Genomic DNA, 22630 nt, shown 5'->3' on the forward strand with positions numbered 1-22630 from the left:
ATTTAGAAAGTAACTACGCTGCGAATAGATTTTCCTTGGTGCATCAACTCAAAAGCATCGTTAATCTTGTCGATGGGCATGGTGTGAGTTACGAGATCATCAATATTGATTTTTCCTTTCATATACCAATCAACGATTTTAGGAACATCAGTTCGCCCTCTAGCACCGCCAAAAGCACTACCTTGCCAAACTCTGCCCGTAACTAACTGAAAAGGACGAGTACTAATTTCTTCTCCTGCACCCGCAACACCAATTATGGTAGAAACTCCCCAACCTTTATGACAGCACTCTAATGCCTGACGCATCACTTTAACATTACCAATACATTCAAAACTATAGTCTGCGCCACCGCCAGTTAATTCCACCAAATATTCAACGATATCTCCGTCAATTTCTTGGGGATTAACAAAATCAGTCATGCCATAATCTTCAGCCATTTGACGTTTATCGGGGTTAAGATCTACGCCAATAATTTTGCTTGCGCCTACCATTTTCGCTCCCTGTATGACATTCAAGCCAATACCACCCAAACCAAACACCACCACATTCGATCCTGGTTCAACTTTAGCCGTATTAATTACTGCACCCAAGCCAGTAGTTACCCCACAGCCAATTAGACATACTTTATCAAGAGGAGCATCATCACGAATTTTGGCGACGGCAATTTCTGGTAGCACAGTATAGTTGGCAAAAGTAGACGTACCCATGTAATGATAGAGCTTTTCGCCATTGAGAGAAAATCTGCTAGTGCCGTTAGGCATTACTCCTTTGCCTTGTGTAACTCTAATTGCCTGACAAAGATTGGTTTTTTGACTCAAGCAATAGGCACACTGCCGACATTCAGGGGTATAAAGTGGAATTACCTTATCTCCTGGCTTAACGCTAGTCACCCCTTCTCCTACTTCAGCTACAATTCCTGCGCCTTCATGTCCTAAAATAGTCGGGAATAAGCCTTCGGGATCTGCACCCCCAAGCGTATAAGCATCAGTATGACAAACTCCAGTCGCTTTGATTTCTACCAGAACTTCCCCCTTCTGTGGTGCTTCTAACTGTACAGTTTCAATACTCAAGGGTTGACTCGAACCAAAAGCCACTGCTGCTTTGACATCCATGCTGATTTTTTTCCGTTAGTTAACGATCTATAGCCAAAAAAATTCTAGCTCAATTTGAGAGCGAGTAAGTATTTCAAGTTTTTACCAAAGTTTGCAGCTTGTAAATAAGTCGGCAGCTTTTAAATAAATTAGGTACTTAATGTATTGTGATGAGCTATTAATATCACTGGGTCAAACTGTGCCAAATTAATCAAATAGATAGTAAAAAGAGTAATATGTCAACTTTTTCTCAGTCAGCAAATTATTATCGCGATTCTCTTAAAGCAAGATTAAAAATTGATTATTTATTAGATGCCCAGGCAATAGACAAAGATGACAAACAAGATGTAATTAACGGTTTAAATAAAGCCAGTAAATTTATTCCTGCTCGTTATTTTTATGACAAGAAAGGCTCACAACTATTTGAAGCTATCTGCCAGCTACTAGAATATTATCCTACACGTACCGAAGCTAGTATTCTCGAACAGTATGCTACCGAAATTGTCGCTCAGACTCAGGCAAATGAAATAGTTGAATTAGGTAGCGGTAGCTCAACCAAAACGCGTTATTTATTAGATGTTTATCAAGATTTTAATACTCCACTATATTATGTGCCAGTTGATGTTAGCGGCAGCATTTTGCAAGAGAGTGCGGATAGTTTATTAGCAGATTATCCCCACCTAAAAATACAGGGAAAAGTTGCCACCTATAGCCAAGCATTACAACAATTATCAACCAGCTTTTCGGACAGAAGAATAATTATATTTTTAGGCAGCAGTATTGGTAACTTTAATTCTCTAGAATGCGCTCGCTTTATTTCTCAAGTAACTTCAGCTTTAAACCCTGGGGACTATTTCTTACTTGGCATTGATTTACAAAAACCTGTTGAAATATTAACAGCAGCCTACAATGATTCTCAAGGAGTTACCGCGGCATTTAACCTCAATATGTTGCAGCACCTTAACAACCGCTTTAAGGGAAACTTTAATCTAGATCTATTTAAACATCAGGCAATTTATAATCAAACTGAACATCAAATAGAGATGTACTTAATTAGCCAAGAAAATCAATCGGTTACATTAGAAAGCCTCGATCTAACTATTGAATTAAAGCAAGGAGAAAGAATACTAACCGAAATTTCTCGTAAGTTTAACTTAGAGAAAATGGGAAGTTACTTGGGCAATCTCAATTTAAACTTGATTCATGCTTATACCGATCCCCAACAATGGTTTGGCTTGTTGTTATGTAAAGCTTAGTTTAAAAGATTAGCGTCCCCGTGCATGGTATATCCGAAGGTGTATCCGCACAGAGACACCTTCGGATTAGCTTCGCGACACGAAGTTAGTCATGCACGGGCATATCGCACAAATGAACGCACCCTATAGCAGATGACTTATCTATTGACCAACTTGCGATCGCATTCGGAAATTTTAAACATAGCAAAAATTTTGAATAACCGATAACTGTCTGAAGTTAGTCCTAGGCAATTAAAATTGTTTTAGCGATCGCAGCATCATATATTAGTTTTAAGAGTTATCGATAAGTAAATAATGAAAACTATTAGAGCCAGAGTTTCAGGTAAAGTTCAAGGCGTAGGATTCAGAATGTATACTCAGCAAAAAGCTCAACAATTGGCTGTTAGAGGATACGTGCGAAATTTAGCTAATGGAGATGTGGAGATGGTGGCAGCAGGAGAAGCTGCAAAAGTAGATGCTCTAATGGAATGGGCTAAATCTGGATCGCCATCTGCTGTTGTCAATAATCTGAAGATAGAAGTTTTGACTAATAATCTTGAAGAATTGGCCGATTTTGAAATTCGTAGGTAATAGAATTGATACCTGCAAGCGAACAACCAGCAAAGCTATGACTTTGGAGTTATTGCCTTATGGATAATGGAATAAGTAAAGTAGTGGTTGGTTTTGTTAGTTTCAAAAGTCGCGCGCTCAGAAAAAATCATGAAAATTAACAGACGAGATGTATTCAAGTTAGCTTCTGCATCGGGCTTAGTTGCCGCAGGTTTAGCAGCTTCAAAGCAAATAATCAGACCTCTTTCGGCGCAAAATTCATCAGCTACTGAAGTTAAAGAAGGAGAAATGCTATATCGTCAACTAGGGCGCAGAGAAAAAGTATCTGTAATTGGTTTGGGTGGTCATCATATTGGCAGACCACAAGATGAGCAACTCGCCATCAAGTTGATTCGCACCGCGATCGATGGCGGGATTAACTTTATGGACAATTGCTGGGATTATCACGAAGGAAATAGCGAACTGAGAATGGGGAAAGCTCTTCAAAATGGTTATCGCGATCGAGCGTTTGTGATGACTAAAATTGATGGTCGAACCAAAGAATCTGCGGCAAAACAGATCGAACAGTCCCTTCAACGTTTACAAACCGATCGCATTGATTTACTGCAACATCACGAAATTATTCGCCTAGAAGACCCCGATCGCGTCTTTGCGCCTGGTGGCTCGATGGAAGCGGTATTGGAGGCTCAAAAAGCTGGTAAAGTTCGTTATATCGGCTTTACGGGGCATAAAGATCCATTAGTCCATCTAAGAATGTTACAAATTGCCGAACAAAACAACTTCCATTTTGATGCGGTACAAATGCCTTTAAATGTAATGGACGCTCATTTTAGAAGTTTTGAACGCCAAGTTTTACCCGTCCTCGTCGAGAAGGAAATTGGCGTATTGGGCATGAAATCAATGGGAGATCCTTACATTCTTAAGAGTAAAACTGTAACTCCAATTGAATGCCTTCATTACACGATGAATCTACCCACTTCTACAGTAATTACGGGTATTGAAAAAATGTCGATTTTGGATCAAGCATTCGAGGCAGTCAGAACTTTTCAACCTATGAACGAAGAACAAGTCAATGCACTGCTCGATCGCACTCGCCAAGCAGCAGCAACGGGTCAGTATGAACTATTTAAAACGACTAGCAAATTCGACGGTACGGCTAAAAATCCTCAGTGGTTGGGATGATAAAATTGCCGTCCATAGCGCGATCGCCCGAATTCAACAACCAGGTATTCTGCCCAGACATTCCAAGCTAAAATTTGTGTCGCCAGAAATTATCAATGTTTTAAATGCCCTGTTTCGACTAAATGTGATTGGTTTGGTATCTAATCATGTTGAGGAATATTTAACCACTGAATATAATCTTGATAGTCTGGACGCGAAGGACGCATTAGACGATTATAAAATAGAGGAAAAAGTTCTGAAGATGTATAAAGGCGATCGCGTTCTAGGAAAGAGTGTAATAAATGATTAACGTCTAATGGTCAATTGTTTTGCTTCTTGTTCTATTTGTTTGAATTGATCTACTAAAGGCAAAACCTTTTCTTCTTCAGCTTCAACATAATTGTAAATGTTAACAAAATTGCGCTCAATTTCTTCGTAGATAATATCTAATTTGGAATTCAATTTAGCCGATAGTTCATTTTTAAACCGAGCTTTTTCATTGTCTAGTTTTTCTTCAAACTGTTTGATAATCTTGCGTTTTTTTAGCACTAACGTTCCCCCAGCAAACAACAAACCAACTCCTGCAAAGGCAGTGCCGATAATATCTAATAATACAATTTCAGTAAGGGCTGCGATCGCCGTACCTGCAACGGTAGCTGCACCACCACCAAGAAACCTGGGCGCAACACTGGCATTAACTGATTCAATAGAATGAAGGAAAGTTTTGTCGTCTAGCAAAGTTGCAACTTTTTGCTGTACATCTTCGACTATTTCCTGGCGACTTTCAATGGTATTAACGGTAATTACATTAGTACTAATTTGATTGACTTTAATATCATGCAAGTCCTCTACCAAGCTTTGTAACAACTCTCTAATTCCCCCAACAAAGTGCTTAATGCCATCCTGAGATATCTCACCTAAAGAAACCTTTAACTCATTCTCACAGCTGTGCTTTAATTCATCCATCCAGGTTGGGGCAGATTTTTTGGTGCGAAATAGCACCGCAAACGAACCTTTAACTAAGGTAAATAAAGATAATTGTTCGCGAAAGTCTTCTTTTACCCTTGCGGTAATTGTGTCGTATTTAAATAGTAATCTATTAATCAAAGATTCTAGTTCAAAACCTGACTGTCTTTTGTTTTGTAGTAATTTACTCTTAATTTTGCTCACTATTGTTCGATCTTTGATTAACTGCTGTTGGACGGATAGCAAGTCTTTTCTGAGTAAATCGATAATTTGTTCGCTGGTTTTGGCTACACCCTGAAGCTTTAATTTTTTAGTACTGCCATCTTTGAGGGTTTGCTGAATATAGTTTCTTACTTCTTTAAAGCCACTAATATCCTGTTCACCATTGACTTCCCACTCCACAGAGGTAGCAAACACCACGGGGGACTGAATACCCTTTTGCACAGCTAATTCTGCCAGCTTTTCCTTGTTTTTGGCTAGTTCTTCGGGTTTAGCTAGATCCGCCTGTTGCAGTACAAAGACGACTTTCTTGCGCCACTCACTATTGACGTAATCCAATAATTCCCAAGCACTACGAGTATAGGGATTTTTGGCAAAGAAAACAAAAAAGATCAGATCGCTATTAGGAATAAACTCTTTGGTAATCTCCTGATGATTTTCTACTATAGTATTTGTTCCAGGAGTATCCACCACAGACAGCGTTTTCAAGATCTCATTGGGCAAACCAATCTTCCGCAAATATTGGCTAACGGGTTGTTCAAATATCTCTTGGCTATAAATAATCTGCTGGATTATGTCAGTACAAGGATCGGCTGCGGTTTTACAAATATCTGCCTGCAATAAAGCATTAATAAAGCTACTTTTGCCCGCTTTAACTTCTCCTACTACCACGAACAAAAATGGCTCGTTAATATTTGTCCGTAAGTTACGTATAGTTACCTGAAGCTGTCGATTATTAATTTCTGTAGCAAATACTTGTAGCTTGCTTAATAAGTTGTCTAAGCTCGACTGATATTGAACCAATGCCCGATCGACAATAAGTTTATCCATAATATAAATATAAAAGTCTTGAGTAGGAGCGAGATAATAAGTCCTAAAAGATAAGCGGAGCAAATAATAAATAAAAAGCCTTAAGTAGCAAGATCGAGATAACTAAGTAAAAAAGTTAAAACGGTAGCATTTTCAGCTCAACATAATAATAAAATAATTAGCTATGCCACAATTACCTATACCTAAAAGAGTAATATTAACTAATAATAATGAGTCCTACTAAAGCGGTATTGTGTGGATATTACGGCATGGGTAATGCAGGAGACGAAGCGTTACTACTCTCTCTACTACAAATGCTGCCTGAATCTGTCGTGCCAATTGTTTTATCTGGCGATCCTCAAACGACTAAAAGACAGTATGGAGTTGCTAGCTGTCATCGCAAATCCAGCCTGGCTATTCTTAAAGCTTTACAACAGTCTGATGTTTTCATTTGGGGTGGTGGTAGTTTAATGCAGGATTCTACTAGTTTAGCCAGTCCAGTTTACTACGCTGGCTTGATGGCTTTGGCACAGCAAAGAGGCTTAAAAACGATCGCCTGGGCTCAAGGAATTGGCCCTTTAAACAAGTCCTTTACTCGTTGGTTAACCAAACAGGTATTACTAGGCTGCGATGCTGTCAGCGTTAGGGATACCGCCTCAGCTGAGCTATTGACTAGTTGGCAAATCGAACCCCTAATAGCTCCCGATCCTGTCTGGGCATTAGAGAGCGAAACCCCTTTAGAATTTCCCGATACCGACAAGCCAATTGTAGCAGTAGTTTTGCGCTCGCATCCTTTACTAACAGCAGCTCGTTTAACAACTTTAGTTCAAGCTATCCAAGACTTTCAGGCACAAACTAATACCTTTATTCTACTAATTCCCTTTCAACCTGCTCAAGATAATGCGATCGCTGAACAAATTGCAGTTCAGCTAGAACAAGACTTTACCATCATGTCAATGACCAATCCCAAGCAATTAAAAGGATTGTTTAAAAATGTCAAAATGGCGATCGGCATGCGTTTACATAGCTTAATTATGGCAGCAGCAGCAGAATGTAGCTGTTTTGTTTTAAGTTACGATCCCAAGGTTACTCAGCTCATGTCCGAACTTAACCTACCTGGATATGAATTAGCAAATCTCCCACAAGAGCCGCAAATAATTAGCAGTGCTTGGCTGAAACAGTATTACCAGGGACAAGCTATGCAGCAAATTTCAATTCAGTCATTGATAGATCGAGCTTTAATTCATCAACATCTATTGAAAAAAGTGATGATTAATAGTTGATAAACCTTGGCATTTTTTGACGTAACGTATAAGCTATATTTAGCTAAATCTAAAGTCAAGTAACAAGATAAAATTATTACCTCAATTTATATTTATACTAAACTCAAATCCAGCATCGTAATACGTAATAATTGTCACTCATAACAATTATTACATAGCCATTACGGGTAATTACGGATATGCTTTAGATTTTGACATCGCTATATTGTGAATAACTAAATAGACAAATATTATGAGCGAAGCCAACAATAATGCTACTTCTTATAACTCCGAATCTATTCTGACCAATCAAAGCGATCGCGTCGAACAAGACGAAGTAGCAGAAAACGTTAGCGAACCTGAGGCGAAAAATAATCAGTTGTTATCTGAGCAAATTTCTGATTCGGCAGCATCTCAAGCAAAAAACAATGCCAATACAGCAAATACCGAAGATTTGGTTCAAAAAATGAACTGGCAAAGAGTTGCTCATAAACTGCGAGAATATAATCGTAAGCTGCTCAAAAAAGTATTTCGCCTCGAACAAGAACTGGCTGAGATCAATAATAAGTTTAATAAGTATGTTGAGAAGTCCCAAAGCAGCGATCTTTTGCTAGCTCATCAAGCAGAAGAAATTCAAAATTATCAAGAACAAATTGCTCTGCTCTCTCAACAATTTAATAGTTCTCAACAGCAAATTGATGGACAAGAAACAATAATCAAGCAACTGTCTGAGCAACATGAATTATCTCAAAAACAAACGGCTCAGCTAGAAAGAGAGTGTACTTTATTACAGGAAAAATATAATGACAAGGCTTTTGAATTAGTTGCTAAAGAACAAGAAAGTCAAGAATTACAGATTCAACTAAGTCAGCACCAGCGCCATGCCCTACAGCGTGAAGCTGAATTAAAACGTTATCAAGAAAAAGCCCAAGCATCTCGCCAAGCAAAAGCTACTAGTCGTAACCAAAATTATCCCCACAATCGATATATCCAGCCTTGGTCGATTTCGACTATTCCCGAGCCAAAAATTGCCTTGCCAAAGACCAAAGCTCAAACTATACCAGTTAAACAAACCAAAACCAAAACAGCCGAAACTGTTAAAACAGCAGCAGAAATAGCTACTTGGTCAGCATCAACAGCTCAAGTAAATACCGAGCAACCAGAAATAGCTAAGTCTTCTCAAGCTAAAAAGCCACAATCTTTAGCAGCCGTAGATTTACCAACATTTCCTCGTCCTAAATAATTTCGTGTACTCACTTAACTTAAAGATTTAAGTTGCAAATTTTTCAATACAGTTTGGTATAAATTAATGTTACATTTTATACTAATCTTCCCTCACGTAATCAGCTATGTTCAACAAATAGTAAGTTGGAGACAATGTGTAACTGCTTACGCTGAGAGAAAGTATGCGAATTGAGCAATTACAAGCCTTTATAGCAATTACAGAAACGGGAAATTTCGGACAAGCAGCCAAAAAATGTGGCGTAACTCAGTCAACTATAAGTCGTCAGATCCAGTCTTTAGAACAAGACTTAGGATTACAGCTGTTTCACCGTAGTAACCAAGCAAAGCTGACTCTTGGTGGAGAAAAGCTTTTACCCCGCGCTCAAAAAATTTGCCAAGAATGGCATAGAGCCAGTCAAGAATGTAGCGATCTAATTGCTGGGAAACAGCCAGAGCTTTGCATCGCTGCAATACATTCAGTTTGCGCCCACTATTTGCCACCAATTCTGCAACAATTTTGTTCGGATTATCCTCAAGTTCAGTTAAGAGTTACGGCATTAGGTAGCGATCGCGCTCTAAAAGTCTTACGAGATGGTCTAATTGATGTGGCGATCGTGATGAATAATCGCTTTTTAACAACATCAGCCGAAATAGAATTAGCAGTACTATATGAAGAGCAGATAGATGTTTTAATGGCTGCCAATCATCCTCTAAGCAAGCTCAAAAAAGTTCCGCTTTTAGAGTTGGTCAAGTATCCTCAAATAGTTTTTAAGGATGGCTATGGTATGCAAAGACTAGTACAGGAATGGTTTAATCATCAGAATGTCCAAATCAAAACGGCAATGGAATTAAACACTCTTGATGCTTTTCGGGGCGTAATTCGACAGGGAGAAATGGTAGCTCTGTTACCTCATAAAGCCCTGATTGACTCCTACAATGACCCTACTTTAGCTATCCGCCCGATTTCTCAATCTCATCGAGCCACGGAAAATACTAAGCAGGAAGGCTTAGACGGTGTTCTAACGCGCCAGGTGGTTATGGTGACAACGCGCGATCGCCTAATGATTCCTCCTATCGCTCATTTTTACCAGTTGGTCAAAGATATGGGCAAAACTTCAGAAGCATTAACTTCACAGTTAGTTAGCTGATAGTATACTTTGATACAAATTAACCAACTAATAACTGATAACTAAAAAAGATGCGCCTAAATCAAAGACAAAATTGGTAGAACTATGAGCCAAGAGTTTCGAGAATTGCTAAAAAGAGTTGGTAGCGGGACTCACACCAGCAAAAATTTAACCCGATCGCAAGCAGCAACTGCTACTAGGATGATGTTGCTACAGGAAGCCACTCCTGCTCAAATTGGCGCATTTATGATCGCTCATCGCATCAAACGTCCTACTTCAGAAGAGTTGGCGGGAATTCTCGATGCCTTCGACCAATTGGGTAGTAAACTCGAAGCTGCTTCTCACCACAACCATCAGCCAGTGGTGCTAGGGAATCCCTATGACGGGCGATCGCGCACTGTACCAGTTACAATTATTACCGCTCTAATTTTAGCTAGTGCAGATATACCTGTAGTGCTGCATGGTGGCGATTGTATGCCGACTAAATATGGCATTCCTCTGGTAGAAATTTGGCAGCAGTTAGGAGTAGACTTTGCTAGGTTTAATTTGGCTCAAGCTCAAAGCATATATAACCAGAGCAACATTGGTTTTATCTATCTACCCCAGCATTTTCCTGCTGCCAATGATTTTGTTACCTTTCGCGAGCAAATTGGCAAACGTCCTCCTTTTGCTACCGCCGAGTTGGTCTGGTGTCCCGTGTTAGGAGAGGCTCATTTAGTCGCGGGGTTTGTTCATCCGCCAACAGAAGAGCGTTTTCGAGTAACCTTCCAAATTCGCGCCGCAAAAAACTTTACCTTAATAAAAGGCTTAGAAGGTAGTTGCGATCTTGCCCGCAGTCGAACAGGAATTATCGCTTTAAGTAAGTCAGAAGGCAGTTTTGAACGTCTTTTACTCGACCCTGCCGACTATAGTTTAAATGGTTCGGATCTTGCTTTTGAATCAAATGCTCAGGCGATCGCACTAATGCAAGAAGTTATTCAAGGCGACAATAGCCAACTATTCCCCGCTGCTATTTTAAACGGTGGTTTTTACCTTTGGCGTTTTGGTTTGGCAAAAACTCTAGAATCTGGCTTTACTTTAGCAGAAGAAATTTTAACTACAGGACAAGTCGCCGATAAACTAACTCAATTAAAAACTTTGGTTGAGGGTCAAAAGTCAAGAGTCAGGAGTTAAAAATTTAATTAAAATATGCGATCGCTACCAAACCTTAAAACCTACACGACGAAATCAGCCCAACAAGTTCAAATCTGCATCGCTCCTCCCCACCAATTCGTTTTGAACCGACGGCAGCAGCTCTTACCAGGCTGGAATGTTGTGATTAGCTATCTAATTTTAATCTTACAGCAGTCGTCAATTTCCCTCCAAGAATCTAGTCCTGAAGTAGTATTAGAGAAAGATAATCTCAGAGCAAAATTTATGCTTTTTGGCCGTAGTTTAATTTTTGCACTACAGGCTCAAAAATATCAAAGCGATCTTTTCGATCCTCGCACTGGCTATCCTCTTTTCGCTCGTCCAGGCATAACTTTTGATGATAATGCGGTAGTCAAAGCCATCTTAAAATATCCTGTCATCAGCCATCGACAATGCTCATTGCTGATCCATCCAGTTTGGGGCAACAAAGTTTATCCATCTACGATAGTTACCTCTGCACCTGCAAATATTCTTAATTCTTGCCTTCAGCAGGCAATTGCTAATCAAAATTGGCAACTCAAAAATTGATAATCTGTAAGTTATGTAAAAAATTATTGCATTAGTTGAGACATTCTTTTTTAAAGCATAAAGTGTTAGGATTCATATTGAGATAAAAATCGGCAATCCAGTTTGTATTCAGTATTGATAGGTTTTTCCGTAAGTATTGATTTGGTTCTTTGACGAAATTTAAACTCTCTACATCTAATTTGCATTCAGGAGACATTCAGTTCATGTCAATTTACGTAGGTAATCTCAACTATGAGGTTAGCCAAGAAGATCTAAGCGAAGTATTTGCAGAATACGGCAAAGTAAAGCGAGTTCACCTTCCTACAGATCGCGAAACAGGTCGTAAACGTGGTTTTGGTTTCGTGGAAATGGAAACTGAAGCCGAAGAAGATAAAGCCATTGAAACTCTAGATGGAGCAGAATGGATGGGTCGCGAGATCAAAGTAAATAAAGCAAGACCCCGCGAAAATAACAGTTCCTTTGGTGATGGCGGTGGTCGTCGCGATCGCTTCTAAACTCCAAAGTTAAATCGAAATTGCGCTTCTGGATAGCAACTAGATTATGATACTAGAAACTCCCAGGAGCGTTTTACTGTGTAATGAGGAATCATACCTAAATGGCTAAACGTCGTAACGCGAAAAAAGAAAAAGCAGCTCGAAATAAAATAAACGCTCGTAAATTCCGTAAACAAACTAGCCGTTATGGGAATCGCGGCAGAAAAAACTATAACAGCAATAATACCGACAAAAAAGAAGAGTCAACAGAAATGGATGACTCTAGTAATTCTGCTCATTCTTCGATGAATAACAATTAAATAACTAGAAGAGTCTACCTATATTCTTAGCTCTGCTGATGAAGTTAAACAGCTTCTCAGTAGGGCGTTTTTTTTGCTTGGTTGATTTTAAGGTCTTAATTTTAAGTAACAGCGACCTCAGCAAGAAGTTTGAGGGGAGTGAGTTTTTTTAATAATTCTAAAGAAGCGCGGTCGCGCACGAATAATGACCCGGCAAAACCAAGAGAATTAATCGGAATATTCTCAAAAGACTCTTGCGATCGCGGTACGATTAACATCCATTCTCTAGTAGCTAAAAAGTTATATGCGCCAGGCTGTTTTCGCTTATGCTCATCAAGCTTAAATCCTACCTGATTCAACAAAGCATAGTATCGTTGCAGCATGATTTGAGCTGCTGCTTCGGCAGTATGGTTGGGCGGTATATTTAAGGATGCAATGCCGTGACGGAAGGGAAAGCTCTCGATTCTACCTAAAGAGTTTTGGAAAGTTGTATTGGCGATCGCTTCATCTACAGGAAGATGAACTACGTTGGGTAAAAAAGGCAGAGGAATCAACTGGAGATGCTTATGTGGTTGGGAAGCACCAGCGATTTTTCCCGCGTTAAAAAAAGCTAGTCCGTCTATTTCCTGCATACAAGTCCACAAAGCGGCAAAATCTTCTAAGTTTAATAAATCAGTTTGTGGTTCAAAAGCGCGAGTCACAATTAAAAGATGATTGTCCACCACATTAAATTTATTGAGCAAGCAAAGATGAGTTGGCGAAATATCTCCGACAAAGAGATCTGGCTCATAAGGTAAAAAGGGATTGATTGTAGTTCCTGTTTGCTTTTCTTGTTGACTCTGCTTTTTTCGGGCTTGTTCTTTACGAGTTAAATTAGATAGAGTCCGAACGACAAAAGAAATATTGTGCTGTTGAATTACGTGATATTCGGTTTCAATAGACTTAAGCGCACCACATTCGCGAGCGGTTTTAGTCCGCTGAGTAGTTTCTGACCACAGAGTACCAGGCTGCAATAAGGAATGGTTGCTCGGATTAGTTGCTGATTCTTCCATGTTTTGCCGTATCGATCGCTATTTATTCTCTCTCTTCAACTATCAATTATTTAAGACTGATTGACAATCTTGAGTAATTTGTTGCTTCAATGCTTCTATGGAAGCAAACTTTTGTTCTGGCCGCAAAAACTCGCTCAAATTAACCCGAAGAGTTTGACCATATAAATCTCCAGACCAATTAAGCAGATGTACCTCAATTGTCGGAGCTTCTCCTGCAACTGTAGGACGACAGCCAATGTTCATTACTCCTTTAATTGCTGTTTGCTCGAGCAAAACATCGACTGAATACACACCATATCGGGGTAAAAACTTTTCAGCAGGAAGCTGCAAATTTGCGGTGGGAAAGCCAATAGTTCGGCCCAACTGCTGACCTTTAACTACTGTTCCAATAAGACTATATGGTCTACCTAACATAGCGTTGGCAACCTTAATTTCACCCTCTGACAAAGCCTGACGAATCAGAGAGCTACTGACTCGCACTTCTTGATTATTTTGGTTCTGGTACTGACGTAAAGAGTTGAGGTGTACCGCAATGCCAAAACTAGCAGCAATCCTTTTTAAATCTTCTCCTGTCCCTTTTCTTTGATGGCCGAAACGGAAATCTGAGCCGACACTAATTAGAGTAGCCTGTAATTGCTTAACCAAAATTTGTTCGACAAACTGCTGCGGACTAAGAGAAGCCAGATCGCGATTAAATGGCAAAAGAATTAACTGCTCGATCCCTAAATTGGCTAAAAGCTCCGCTTTTTGAGCAATAGGAGTCAAAAACTGTAGTTTGCCACCAGTAAAAAATTCACGAGGATGAGGGGTAAAGCTAACTACGGAAGGATAGACATGAGGCTGTCTAGGTGTTTTTAGGGAATCAACGATCGGTTGCAGCACGATTCGATGCCCTTGATGAATACCATCAAAATTACCAAGAGCGATCGCTGTAGGCGTTGTGATCTGTTCTACGGAAGATGCAATTAACACGCTTTACATTTTTACACAATTTATGACTGATGAGAATAAATGTATCAACTCAAGAGAAATAGTGAATCTTAACCTAGGAATGGGAACGATATTTATTGGTAGATTTTTGTAAGATTATCATGAGCAAGCTGCAATATATTTCTTTGGCAACCACCGCATTAATATTAGGTTGTAACAGCATCGGCATTTCTAACATCGATGCCTCAACTATCATCAGGCAGCAGAAACCGATTACTTCGTCTAAAAGCCAGAATAAAATAGCCACCTCTTTTGAAAATAGCATTTCTCACTCTACAACAGCTATTAAAGCTATCAAACAGTATGAATTAGCTCAAAAGCCAGCTTCTAATCAAACCCCCGATTCTGACGATGAGATGATTGATGCTTTGCAGCAAAGACAAGAAAAGCTGGAAAATCTCAAGGAATTAAACAAGTTTAAAGAGAACAAAATTGATGAGCGTTCGAGTACTTCAGATTCTTCCGATTCTTTAGAGATATCAAGCCCTTTAGCATTTAAAATGCTAACCATTGGTTTGCCTGCTACTATTTTAGTGTTTCTAATAGCTACTCCGTTTGTCAAAGGAATTACGGAAGTCTTTAAAAGTAACTATCAAGAAAAATATGGCAAGCCACAAGTTCCCGAAGGTTCAATCAGTCTACACCATAGATCTTTTAAAGAAATTACCTCAATTGGTAACAAAGCAGAAAATATAAACAATGACAAATTCGGCAGTGAAGAGTTTTTACTTCTGTTAAGAATCAAGATTAATATCTCTAAAGAAGCAGGATATAAAGGATTGGGTAATTGTGTTGAGCTGTTGCAAGCAGCTATTACTGCTCAAAAAAGCTTTTTACGTTTAGAACAAACTGAGTTACGCTATCGTAGCCGCAAACAACAAGAATTTTATCAGTATGTTGCCGACAATTTAGCAAGCGATCGCGATATTGACCAAGAAGCTTTTGCTAAAAAACTTAACCAAAAACAAGTAGAAGTTTTGCCATTAATTACTACAGAAGAAGGAAGAGAAGCAATTGATACCTACGCTAAAGAAATTAAGGTTTTGAGTCAATACAAACTGGGATTAAAACTGCTGGCATTGTTCAAGCAGTATGAGTTGAAAGATTTTTCAATTCTCAAGCGTATTTCAGATGTAGTAGAGAGTCTTCAAGGCAAAGATTTGATCTCAAGTGATAATTTAGTTTCTCCCGTCTTGGAAAACTACGAAAGTTTTGAAAAGCTCGGTCCAATTCTAAATATTTCTCAAGCAGAAAGCACTCCTCAAGCTTATGCCAAAATCTTACAGGTAATCGGATTGACCAATCGACATGGCAAAGCATATTTGGAATTTAAGCAGCTAGTTGAACTACTTAAAAAATGGGAAAATCCCTCTAGAGCGATCGCTCTGGTACGGGAAGAATACACGGCAGACAAGTATAGTATTCCCTCAGAATTTAAAGAAGACATACCAGGAATTAGCGTTTACCAAAAATATGCTGAATATCTCCCCGATTTATAACATAAGCTAATGAGTGCGATCGCGCAGCCATGGTAGCAGCTTGTTTCAAATCTGTATTGCACTAGCAATCAGAGTCGGGAGGATGTCAAAATATAAGACTGGAGCAATTATAGAAGAAATAGCAATGAGCGACTTTGATTACGATTTAATTATTATTGGTGCAGGCGTTGGTGGACACGGTGCAGCATTACACGCAGTTAAAAATGGTTTGAGAACAGCAATCATCGAAGCCCAAGACATGGGCGGTACTTGCGTTAATCGTGGCTGTATCCCCTCAAAAGCTCTATTAGCAGCTTCTGGCAGAGTTAGAGAGTTTGGCGATGCTCATCACTTACAAGATATGGGTATTCAGCTAGAAGGCATCCAGTTTAAGCGTAGCGCGATCGCCGATCATGCGACTAATTTGGTTAACAAAATTCAAGGAGATTTAACCAACAGCCTTAAACGTCTGAAGGTAGATATTATTCGTGGTTGGGGTGAGTTGGCAGGAACTCAAAAGGTTAAAGTTAAGAGCGATGCAGGAGATAAAACCTACACCGCCAAGGAAATTATGCTTTGTCCTGGTTCGATTCCTTTTGTTCCCAGAGGGATTGAAATAGATGGTAAAACTGTCTTCACTAGTGATAATGCAGTTAAGTTAGAATCTCTTCCAGACTGGATTGCCATTATTGGTAGTGGCTATATTGGGTTGGAATTTTCTGATGTTTATACTGCTTTGGGTTGCGAAGTAACGATTATCGAAGCTTTAGATACTTTAATGCCTGGGTTCGATCCTGACATTGCTAAAATTGCCAAAAAAGTTTTACTCGATCGCCGCGACATCGAAACTTACCAAGGTGTCTTTGCGACTAAAATCACTCCTGGCGCACCTGTAACTATTGAGTTAACCGATGCCAAAACCAAAGAGGTAGTAGAAGTATTAGAAGTGGATGCCTGTTTAGTAGCCACTGGACGCATCCCCGCCACTAAAAAACTCGGTCTAGAAACTTTGGCCATCGAATTAGACAAGCGTGGCTTTATTCCCGTCAACGATAAAATGCAGGTTTTACGGGATGGACAACCAGTGCCTCATCTTTGGGCGGTAGGAGATGCCACTGGTAAAATGATGTTGGCTCATGCTGCTTCGGGACAAGGGGTAATCGCGATCGAAAATATGTGCGGCGCAGATAAAGAAGTAGACTATCGCTGTATACCTGCGGCTGCGTTTACTCATCCTGAAATTAGTTATGTAGGTTTGACAGAAGCTCAAGCCAAAGCAATAGGCGATCGCGAAGGCTATAAAGTAGCTACGGTTAAATCTTTTTATAAAGGTAATTCCAAAGCCTTAGCCGAAGGAGAAACCGAAGGTGTCGCCAAGATTATTTATCGCCAGGATACAGGGGAATTATTAGGAGTACACATCATTGGGATCCATGCTTCGGATTTAATTCAAGAAGCAGCAAATGCGATCGCCAAACGAGAATCAGTACAAAATCTCTCTTTTAATATCCATACACATCCGACTTTATCTGAAGTACTAGACGAAGCCTACAAACGCGCTCAAGTAGTTGGAGTTTAGATTATTATGCAGGGGTAATTAATTGCCTCTGCGATCGCTTATTCTAATTATGACGACTCAACCAAACCTGTTGTTGAGGTAGTGGTAAAGGTATACCAGCTTCTTCAAAAGCATTTTTAAGCCGACGACGAAATTCGCGGGAGATATCCCATTGTTTAAGTGGTTCGGTTTTAAACCACAGGCGCACAATAAAGCCTCGTTCGGCAAAATCTTCTATTCCTAATACCAGTGGCGGTTCGAGTATTTTATCGCGACATTCACCATCTTGGTACATTTGGTTAGCTATTTGTTCAATTAATTCAATTGCTTCATCCACATTAGTTTGATATGCCACGGGAATTTTCAAGTCAGATCTCGACCAGCCGTTTGAATGATTGGCAACTATATTAATCGAGCTATTTGGAATAGTAATTAAACGCCCTTCTCCATCCCGAAGCTGAGTAATTCGCAAATTCAAGTTTTCTACTAATCCTCCTACTTGGCCGATAGTTACTACATCGCCAACGGCATATTGATCTTCTAAAACGATCAGCAGACCATTAATCGTATCTTTAATCAAATTTTGAGCAGCAAAAGAGAAAGCCAAACCCAAAACACCAGCACCAGCGAGTAAAGGAGTGACATTTAAACCAATCATACCCAGAGCGATAAATAAAGCAATACCAGCCCAAAAACAGGTAGCAATGCCTCTAAAAAGGCGAGAGAAAGTGTTAACTCTAACTTGGAGTCGGCGATTAGTATCCGCGTTCAACACATAGTTATCACTAAAAGCGTTATTGGTGATAACTGAATTGATTCTGGCGATCGCTGCGTAGCTTAAGCGAATTAAAATGTAACAAAGCCAAATAACCACTATTAGCCGTAGTGGGATTTTGAGAACGGTAATAATCCATAGTTGAGCCAGGCGAGTATAAGGGAAAAAACTTAAAATAAGTAAACATCCTCCCACCCAGACAATTAGCTGAGTCAACTGTAATAAGCGATACTGTACTTCTTGAAGATTAAATGTTTTTCTCAGTTCTAATTGAGAGGAAAGAGACTCAGGATCGTAATGAAGAGATAGCTTGACTTTATTTAAGTGTTTGAGCCGGCAAAATAAAACAAAGTTGCTTAACACCATTAGCAGCAAGACAACTCCTGCTAATTGTGTTTGCTTCAGCAGAAAAGAAGATTGTCTTTCTTGTCTGGCTTTCTCTAAACCTCTTTTGATTTGAGCGGCTATTTGTTCTGCCTGAGATTTAAGATTAGCACCCTGAACAACTACATCTTGGCGATCGAGAGTCAAAACAGGGATCTTTTTGGCGCCTACTGCAACATCAAGACTTAGCTGATTTTGATCTCCTCTAGAAGAAACATCTAATTGAGTCTGGTTAGATTGAAGATATATATCCTTAACGTCGGATAAGCGTTCTTCGGTGTACCTAATTCGTTGTGCCAAATTTGACTTTCGATCTGACAATTTAAATAGACAATGACCATCAAGATGGACACAAGCTGAAACCTTAGTATTGCTTGCACTATCTAACTTGAGCGTTTCCAAATTTAGTTTGGGCAATAATGGCAACTGCGCCCAAATTGGCGTTGCAAAAATATTGATAAAAATAATCGTGCTGATGAATATCCAAAAGAAAAAGTATTTTTTAATCGTGCTGCCCATAAAATAATCTGCCATTAACCAGCGATCGCGATCGCGCGATAATATTCACAACTTCGTTCTATGCACCTAGATTTTGCTTCATAGCGATCGCCGCAATTCTGGTTTCTCCTGCTTCAAGAATCTTACCCAGCATTTGAACGTAAGATATGTCGGCAATCTGAGCCATTTTGGCTAAATGACCATCCCAACACCAGCCAGGATTAGGATTAACTTCCAACAATCTGGGGATGTTGTTGGCATCCAGTCGCCAGTCAAACCTGGCGTAGTCTTGACATTCAAGACGCTCAAACAATTTGACGCAGCTAGCAATTAAAAATTGTTCTGTTTCTGGGGGCAGATTGGCGGTAACCGAGGTGATTTTCCCATAAGGAGAATCAGCCAACCATTTTGCCTCATAACCACAAATGCGAGGTAATTCTGGAGGTAGAGAAGCATAATCTTCTTCGATAATCGGTAAAGCTGTATAGGATTGCTGAGGATTACCAATAATTCCTACACTAATATCTTTTCCCTCAAGGAATTGCTCGACTAAAATCGGCTGACTATAGCCTAATTTTTCTCTAACCTGTAGAATAGCTTTTTCTAACATCTGTAGGTTGTAACAAACGCTATCTTGAGTAATTCCCCAACTAGAATCACCAAAATTGGGTTTAACAATGACTGGAAAATCTACAGCAGACTCAACCGAAGTATTCTCAGGTGCGATCGTTAAAGTTTGAGGAACGGGAATATCCATGGCTTGAGCTATACTACGAACCAATAATTTGTCATAGCAATAAGCCAAACATTTAGGAGTACCGCCTGTGTAGGGTAAATCTAAAATTTCCAGTAGGGCAGGAATATGTAACTCTTTAGTTGCCTGGTTGTTAAATCCTTCATCACATAAATTAAAGACAAAATCGATTTCGTCTGCCATTGCTGGTAAATTTTGAATCAGCTTTTCATGGCAATCCAAATAGACAAACTTATATCCTGGTAACTCCGCTAAAGCTTCTTTTAACTGATTAATGGTCAAGAAATCATCATCGTCAAAGTTAGCATCAGGCTTAATTAAATCGGATTGATGAGGATCTCCCATTAATACCGCCACAGTTTTCAAGTTGTGCTTTGATAAATCAAGAGTCCATTCTTTATTAGCAACAGCAGAAATAATCATTCGTTGCGCCATCATGCCCAAATCCTGATTGCGTCTAGATTCGGTAACTACCTCTGTGTGAAATTGAATAGAATTAAAGCTAGCTAGACTCAGCAAATCAGTAATACTATTGCGGGTATATAGTCTTTCGGCATAAAACTGATCGGCAATTACTCCTTGTTCGACATGAGTAATAACTTCTCGAGAAATTAAACGTTCTTGGTTTTGAGAAAGAGAGCGTTCTCGACAAACAAAATACTTGCTGTCAATCCATTCCCAACTTCGAGGCTGAAAATTTTCTTTAATATATTGACCATCAGTAATGTCAATTAATAGCTTGCCGTGAGGTTTTAGAACTCGAATTATTTCTTGTAATACTTTTAAATCATCTTGCTCTGATTCAAAATAACCAAAACTATTGCCTGCTAAAATTACGAAATCAAAAGCATTATCAGCAAAAGGTAATTGTCTGGCATCACCTTCTCGATAACTAATCTTACTTCCTTGTTGTTTATTTAAGGTATCTGCTCGGGTAATTAAATAATTAGATCTATCAAGTCCTGATAGATGATCAAAGCCACGTTTAGCTAGTTCCAAGCTATGTCTGCCCTGTCCACAACACAGATCTAAAATGGCGCTTTGTTTATCAGAATTTAAAATATTAACAAATAAATCAATTTCACTTTTGGTAATAGTTTCATCTTCAACAACATCACCATCGGTTTTTAAATAATTAGCATTAAATAAATATTGCCACCAGTCTGGTTTTACGTAACTTTCCAAGTTTTCAACAGGGCCTAGAGATAGATGTTTATTAAGATCCTGAGACTGGAATAATGCAACCATAATCAATCTTTATGAGTAAGTAAAATCTTTTATTTAAAGCAAAAAGTTTTGCAATTGATTTGCATTTTTAAATCCTAACCTATGAATAAAAAAGTGCAATTAATTTCAGTATTTTTACTATATATTGGCTTGATGAATACTTAATTAAGCGGTCAAGCTGTTAGAAAAATCGAGAGAAATAACCAAAATAAACATAAAAAATAGGCGATCGCCATAGCGATCGCCTATAAGAAAAATATTAATTGCTATTAGCCAGCTACAGGCTGCTAATAATTAGAATTAGTTAGAAACCTCTGCCATTTCAATAGTGCGATCATCAACATCTTTGACTAAGAAATTCAAAGGGCGATCGCGACGTATTTTATACTTCAATCGTCTTGATTGAACTCGCATCAACAAAGCTTCTAAGCAATCACGGTCAAAGCAAACATGACGCTGACGATCTTTATAACCACCGCTGGCACCGGCAATGATATGAAGCTGAGTATTTTTTCTCAGTTGATACCATAGTCCATCTGGACTATTCAAAGCTGTATTACCAGTAGTTGCCGACATATAAAGTGGATCGAGCCCTCCTGCACCCATCGCCTGTTCGTAATTATAGTAATAATGCAGTGGAACATCAGCAGCAGGCAGATCTAATAACCCTTCATAAAATCGCTGAGCGTTTTGTAAATCTGATACCATAACCGTGTATACTTTTGGCGCGCTGCTGAGGAACATCCACATTGCCCCCGCATAAGCCACTAACAGCATTACCATTATGCCTTGGGTAGAAAATAAACTATCCAAAGCTATTGGTGGTAAGAATGCACCCATATAATTTGTCATCAATCTACCCGAGCAAATAGTGTTAGCTATCATCTTAAACTGAGAATTTTAGAAAAATAGGTTTTATAAAACTGGTTTTAATTTAATTGTTAACTATTAATTATCGATTATTGAGTTAAGCCATGTTGCAAAGCAAAGCGGACTAATTCAGTACGGCTGTTGGTACCTGTTTTACCAAAAAGACGGCTGACGTATTTTTCTACATTTCTAACGCTGGTACTTAATTCACGGGCAATTTCTTTATTCATCAAACCTTGGGCAACCAGATCTAAAACGCTTTGTTCTCTAGGGGTTAAATCTATTTTAATCGGTGGCGGAGTTACTGTAATTGAGCCACTTCCACCCAGCTTATCGTCTAATTTTGCTTTAATTTCGACTAATTCTTTGGCGATTTTTTCGAGTTCAGCACTGCTTTCACCGTTACCAGTAGTAGATTTGATTTTTGAAAGCAAATTTTTAACAATTGCCTCTAATTCTTCAGGATCGAAAGGCTTGGAAAGGTAGGCATCACAACCAGCTTCATAACCTTGAATGCGATCGCTCGTCATTCCTCTAGCCGTCAGAAAAACTACAGGAATTGACCGATACCGAGGATCTTCTTTTAACTTGGCTAAAAATTGATAGCCGTTGACCTCAGGCATCATAATATCGGAGATAATCAGATCGGGAATTTGAGATTCAATCTGACGCCAAGCTTCTTCCGCATTACTAGCTATAGCCACTTTCCACGCTTCATTATCTTCTAAGTATGCTTGTACTGATTCTCTAATACCAGGCTCATCGTCTACTAGTAAAAGCTGTTGTTTTTCTGACATAAGGTTTCTGAGTTATGTTTAGTAGCCACATAGACTATTAACTACTTCCATAATAAGACTTATGAGCAAAATTAGAAGCTTAAGACCATAA

General features: G+C 39.1%; 21 protein-coding genes. 13 read left to right on the forward strand and 8 right to left on the reverse strand.

Annotated features, from left to right (window positions below; translation table 11 throughout):
* Positions 1-2: 2 nt before the first annotated feature.
* Positions 3-1112, reverse strand: a complete 1110-nt coding sequence (locus tag V6C71_07200; GenBank protein HEY9768282.1) for an S-(hydroxymethyl)glutathione dehydrogenase/class III alcohol dehydrogenase — start codon at positions 1110-1112, stop codon at positions 3-5.
* Between the two features lie 215 nt (positions 1113-1327).
* Here V6C71_07200 and egtD point away from each other — a divergent pair, with 215 nt between their 5' ends.
* The 4 genes from egtD to V6C71_07220 all read left to right on the forward strand — a co-directional run bounded on the left by egtD (position 1328) and on the right by V6C71_07220 (position 4367).
* The gene (gene egtD / locus V6C71_07205; GenBank protein HEY9768283.1) at positions 1328-2347 is read left to right on the forward strand and encodes an L-histidine N(alpha)-methyltransferase; all 1020 of its coding nucleotides are present in this window, start codon (positions 1328-1330) and stop codon (positions 2345-2347) included.
* Between the two features lie 294 nt (positions 2348-2641).
* A complete protein-coding gene (gene yccX / locus V6C71_07210) occupies positions 2642-2917 on the forward strand; it encodes an acylphosphatase (GenBank protein HEY9768284.1) in 276 nt (91 codons plus the stop codon).
* Between the two features lie 129 nt (positions 2918-3046).
* A complete protein-coding gene (locus V6C71_07215) occupies positions 3047-4078 on the forward strand; it encodes an aldo/keto reductase (GenBank protein HEY9768285.1) in 1032 nt (343 codons plus the stop codon).
* The gene (locus V6C71_07220; protein ID HEY9768286.1) at positions 4014-4367 is read left to right on the forward strand and encodes a hypothetical protein; all 354 of its coding nucleotides are present in this window, start codon (positions 4014-4016) and stop codon (positions 4365-4367) included. Before V6C71_07215 ends, V6C71_07220 begins: the two co-directional genes overlap by 65 nt.
* Here the strand turns inward: V6C71_07220 and V6C71_07225 are convergent.
* The gene (locus V6C71_07225) at positions 4364-6073 is read right to left on the reverse strand and encodes a dynamin family protein (protein HEY9768287.1); all 1710 of its coding nucleotides are present in this window, start codon (positions 6071-6073) and stop codon (positions 4364-4366) included. The two genes, V6C71_07220 and V6C71_07225, sit on opposite strands and share 4 nt — an antisense overlap.
* Before the next feature lie 209 nt (positions 6074-6282).
* On the opposite strand from V6C71_07225, the gene csaB reads away from it, so the two are divergent.
* The 7 genes from csaB to V6C71_07260 all read left to right on the forward strand — a co-directional run bounded on the left by csaB (position 6283) and on the right by V6C71_07260 (position 12177).
* Positions 6283-7335: a polysaccharide pyruvyl transferase CsaB gene (csaB, locus tag V6C71_07230; GenBank protein HEY9768288.1), complete on the forward strand. Its 1053-nt coding sequence runs from the start codon at positions 6283-6285 to the stop codon at positions 7333-7335.
* 232 nt (positions 7336-7567) lie between these two features.
* A complete protein-coding gene (locus V6C71_07235; GenBank protein ID HEY9768289.1) occupies positions 7568-8557 on the forward strand; it encodes a hypothetical protein in 990 nt (329 codons plus the stop codon).
* 163 nt (positions 8558-8720) lie between these two features.
* A complete protein-coding gene (locus V6C71_07240; GenBank protein HEY9768290.1) occupies positions 8721-9686 on the forward strand; it encodes a LysR family transcriptional regulator in 966 nt (321 codons plus the stop codon).
* Positions 9687-9770: 84 nt separating this feature from the next.
* On the forward strand, positions 9771-10838 hold the full coding sequence (locus V6C71_07245) for an anthranilate phosphoribosyltransferase family protein (GenBank protein HEY9768291.1): 1068 nt from the start codon (positions 9771-9773) through the stop codon (positions 10836-10838).
* A 15-nt stretch (positions 10839-10853) separates the two neighbouring features.
* Positions 10854-11384 (forward strand): methylmalonic aciduria and homocystinuria type D protein, encoded by a 531-nt coding sequence (locus V6C71_07250; GenBank protein ID HEY9768292.1) that lies wholly within the window; start codon positions 10854-10856, stop codon positions 11382-11384.
* 203 nt (positions 11385-11587) lie between these two features.
* Complete coding sequence (locus V6C71_07255; GenBank protein HEY9768293.1) at positions 11588-11878, forward strand: RNA-binding protein; 291 nt, start codon at positions 11588-11590, stop codon at positions 11876-11878.
* A 101-nt stretch (positions 11879-11979) separates the two neighbouring features.
* A complete protein-coding gene (locus tag V6C71_07260) occupies positions 11980-12177 on the forward strand; it encodes a hypothetical protein (protein HEY9768294.1) in 198 nt (65 codons plus the stop codon).
* A gap of 101 nt (positions 12178-12278) precedes the next feature.
* On the opposite strand, the gene V6C71_07265 is transcribed toward V6C71_07260, so the two are convergent.
* Both V6C71_07265 and V6C71_07270 read right to left on the reverse strand, forming a co-directional pair.
* Positions 12279-13208: a phosphorylase gene (locus V6C71_07265; GenBank protein HEY9768295.1), complete on the reverse strand. Its 930-nt coding sequence runs from the start codon at positions 13206-13208 to the stop codon at positions 12279-12281.
* A 42-nt stretch (positions 13209-13250) separates the two neighbouring features.
* Positions 13251-14180: a bifunctional riboflavin kinase/FAD synthetase gene (locus V6C71_07270; GenBank protein HEY9768296.1), complete on the reverse strand. Its 930-nt coding sequence runs from the start codon at positions 14178-14180 to the stop codon at positions 13251-13253.
* 119 nt (positions 14181-14299) lie between these two features.
* On the opposite strand from V6C71_07270, the gene V6C71_07275 reads away from it, so the two are divergent.
* Positions 14300-15697 carry a hypothetical protein gene (locus V6C71_07275; protein ID HEY9768297.1) on the forward strand — a complete coding sequence of 466 codons (1398 nt, stop codon included), beginning with the start codon at positions 14300-14302 and terminating at the stop codon, positions 15695-15697.
* Positions 15698-15779: 82 nt separating this feature from the next.
* Positions 15780-17255, forward strand: a complete 1476-nt coding sequence (gene lpdA, locus V6C71_07280) for a dihydrolipoyl dehydrogenase (GenBank protein HEY9768298.1) — start codon at positions 15780-15782, stop codon at positions 17253-17255.
* A 43-nt stretch (positions 17256-17298) separates the two neighbouring features.
* Here lpdA and V6C71_07285 read toward each other — a convergent pair whose 3' ends face one another.
* The 4 genes from V6C71_07285 to V6C71_07300 all read right to left on the reverse strand — a co-directional run bounded on the left by V6C71_07285 (position 17299) and on the right by V6C71_07300 (position 22539).
* The gene (locus tag V6C71_07285) at positions 17299-18927 is read right to left on the reverse strand and encodes a mechanosensitive ion channel family protein (protein ID HEY9768299.1); all 1629 of its coding nucleotides are present in this window, start codon (positions 18925-18927) and stop codon (positions 17299-17301) included.
* Positions 18928-18970: 43 nt separating this feature from the next.
* The gene (locus V6C71_07290; GenBank protein ID HEY9768300.1) at positions 18971-20893 is read right to left on the reverse strand and encodes a methyltransferase domain-containing protein; all 1923 of its coding nucleotides are present in this window, start codon (positions 20891-20893) and stop codon (positions 18971-18973) included.
* 279 nt (positions 20894-21172) lie between these two features.
* Entirely contained in the window at positions 21173-21724 is a 552-nt protein-coding gene (locus V6C71_07295) for a glyoxalase-like domain protein (protein ID HEY9768301.1), read from the reverse strand.
* 107 nt (positions 21725-21831) lie between these two features.
* Positions 21832-22539, reverse strand: a complete 708-nt coding sequence (locus V6C71_07300; protein ID HEY9768302.1) for a response regulator transcription factor — start codon at positions 22537-22539, stop codon at positions 21832-21834.
* Between the last annotated feature and the right edge of the window lie 91 nt (positions 22540-22630).

Origin of the sequence: Coleofasciculaceae cyanobacterium (genome assembly GCA_036703275.1) — a bacterium.
GTDB lineage: Bacteria > Cyanobacteriota > Cyanobacteriia > Cyanobacteriales > Xenococcaceae > Waterburya.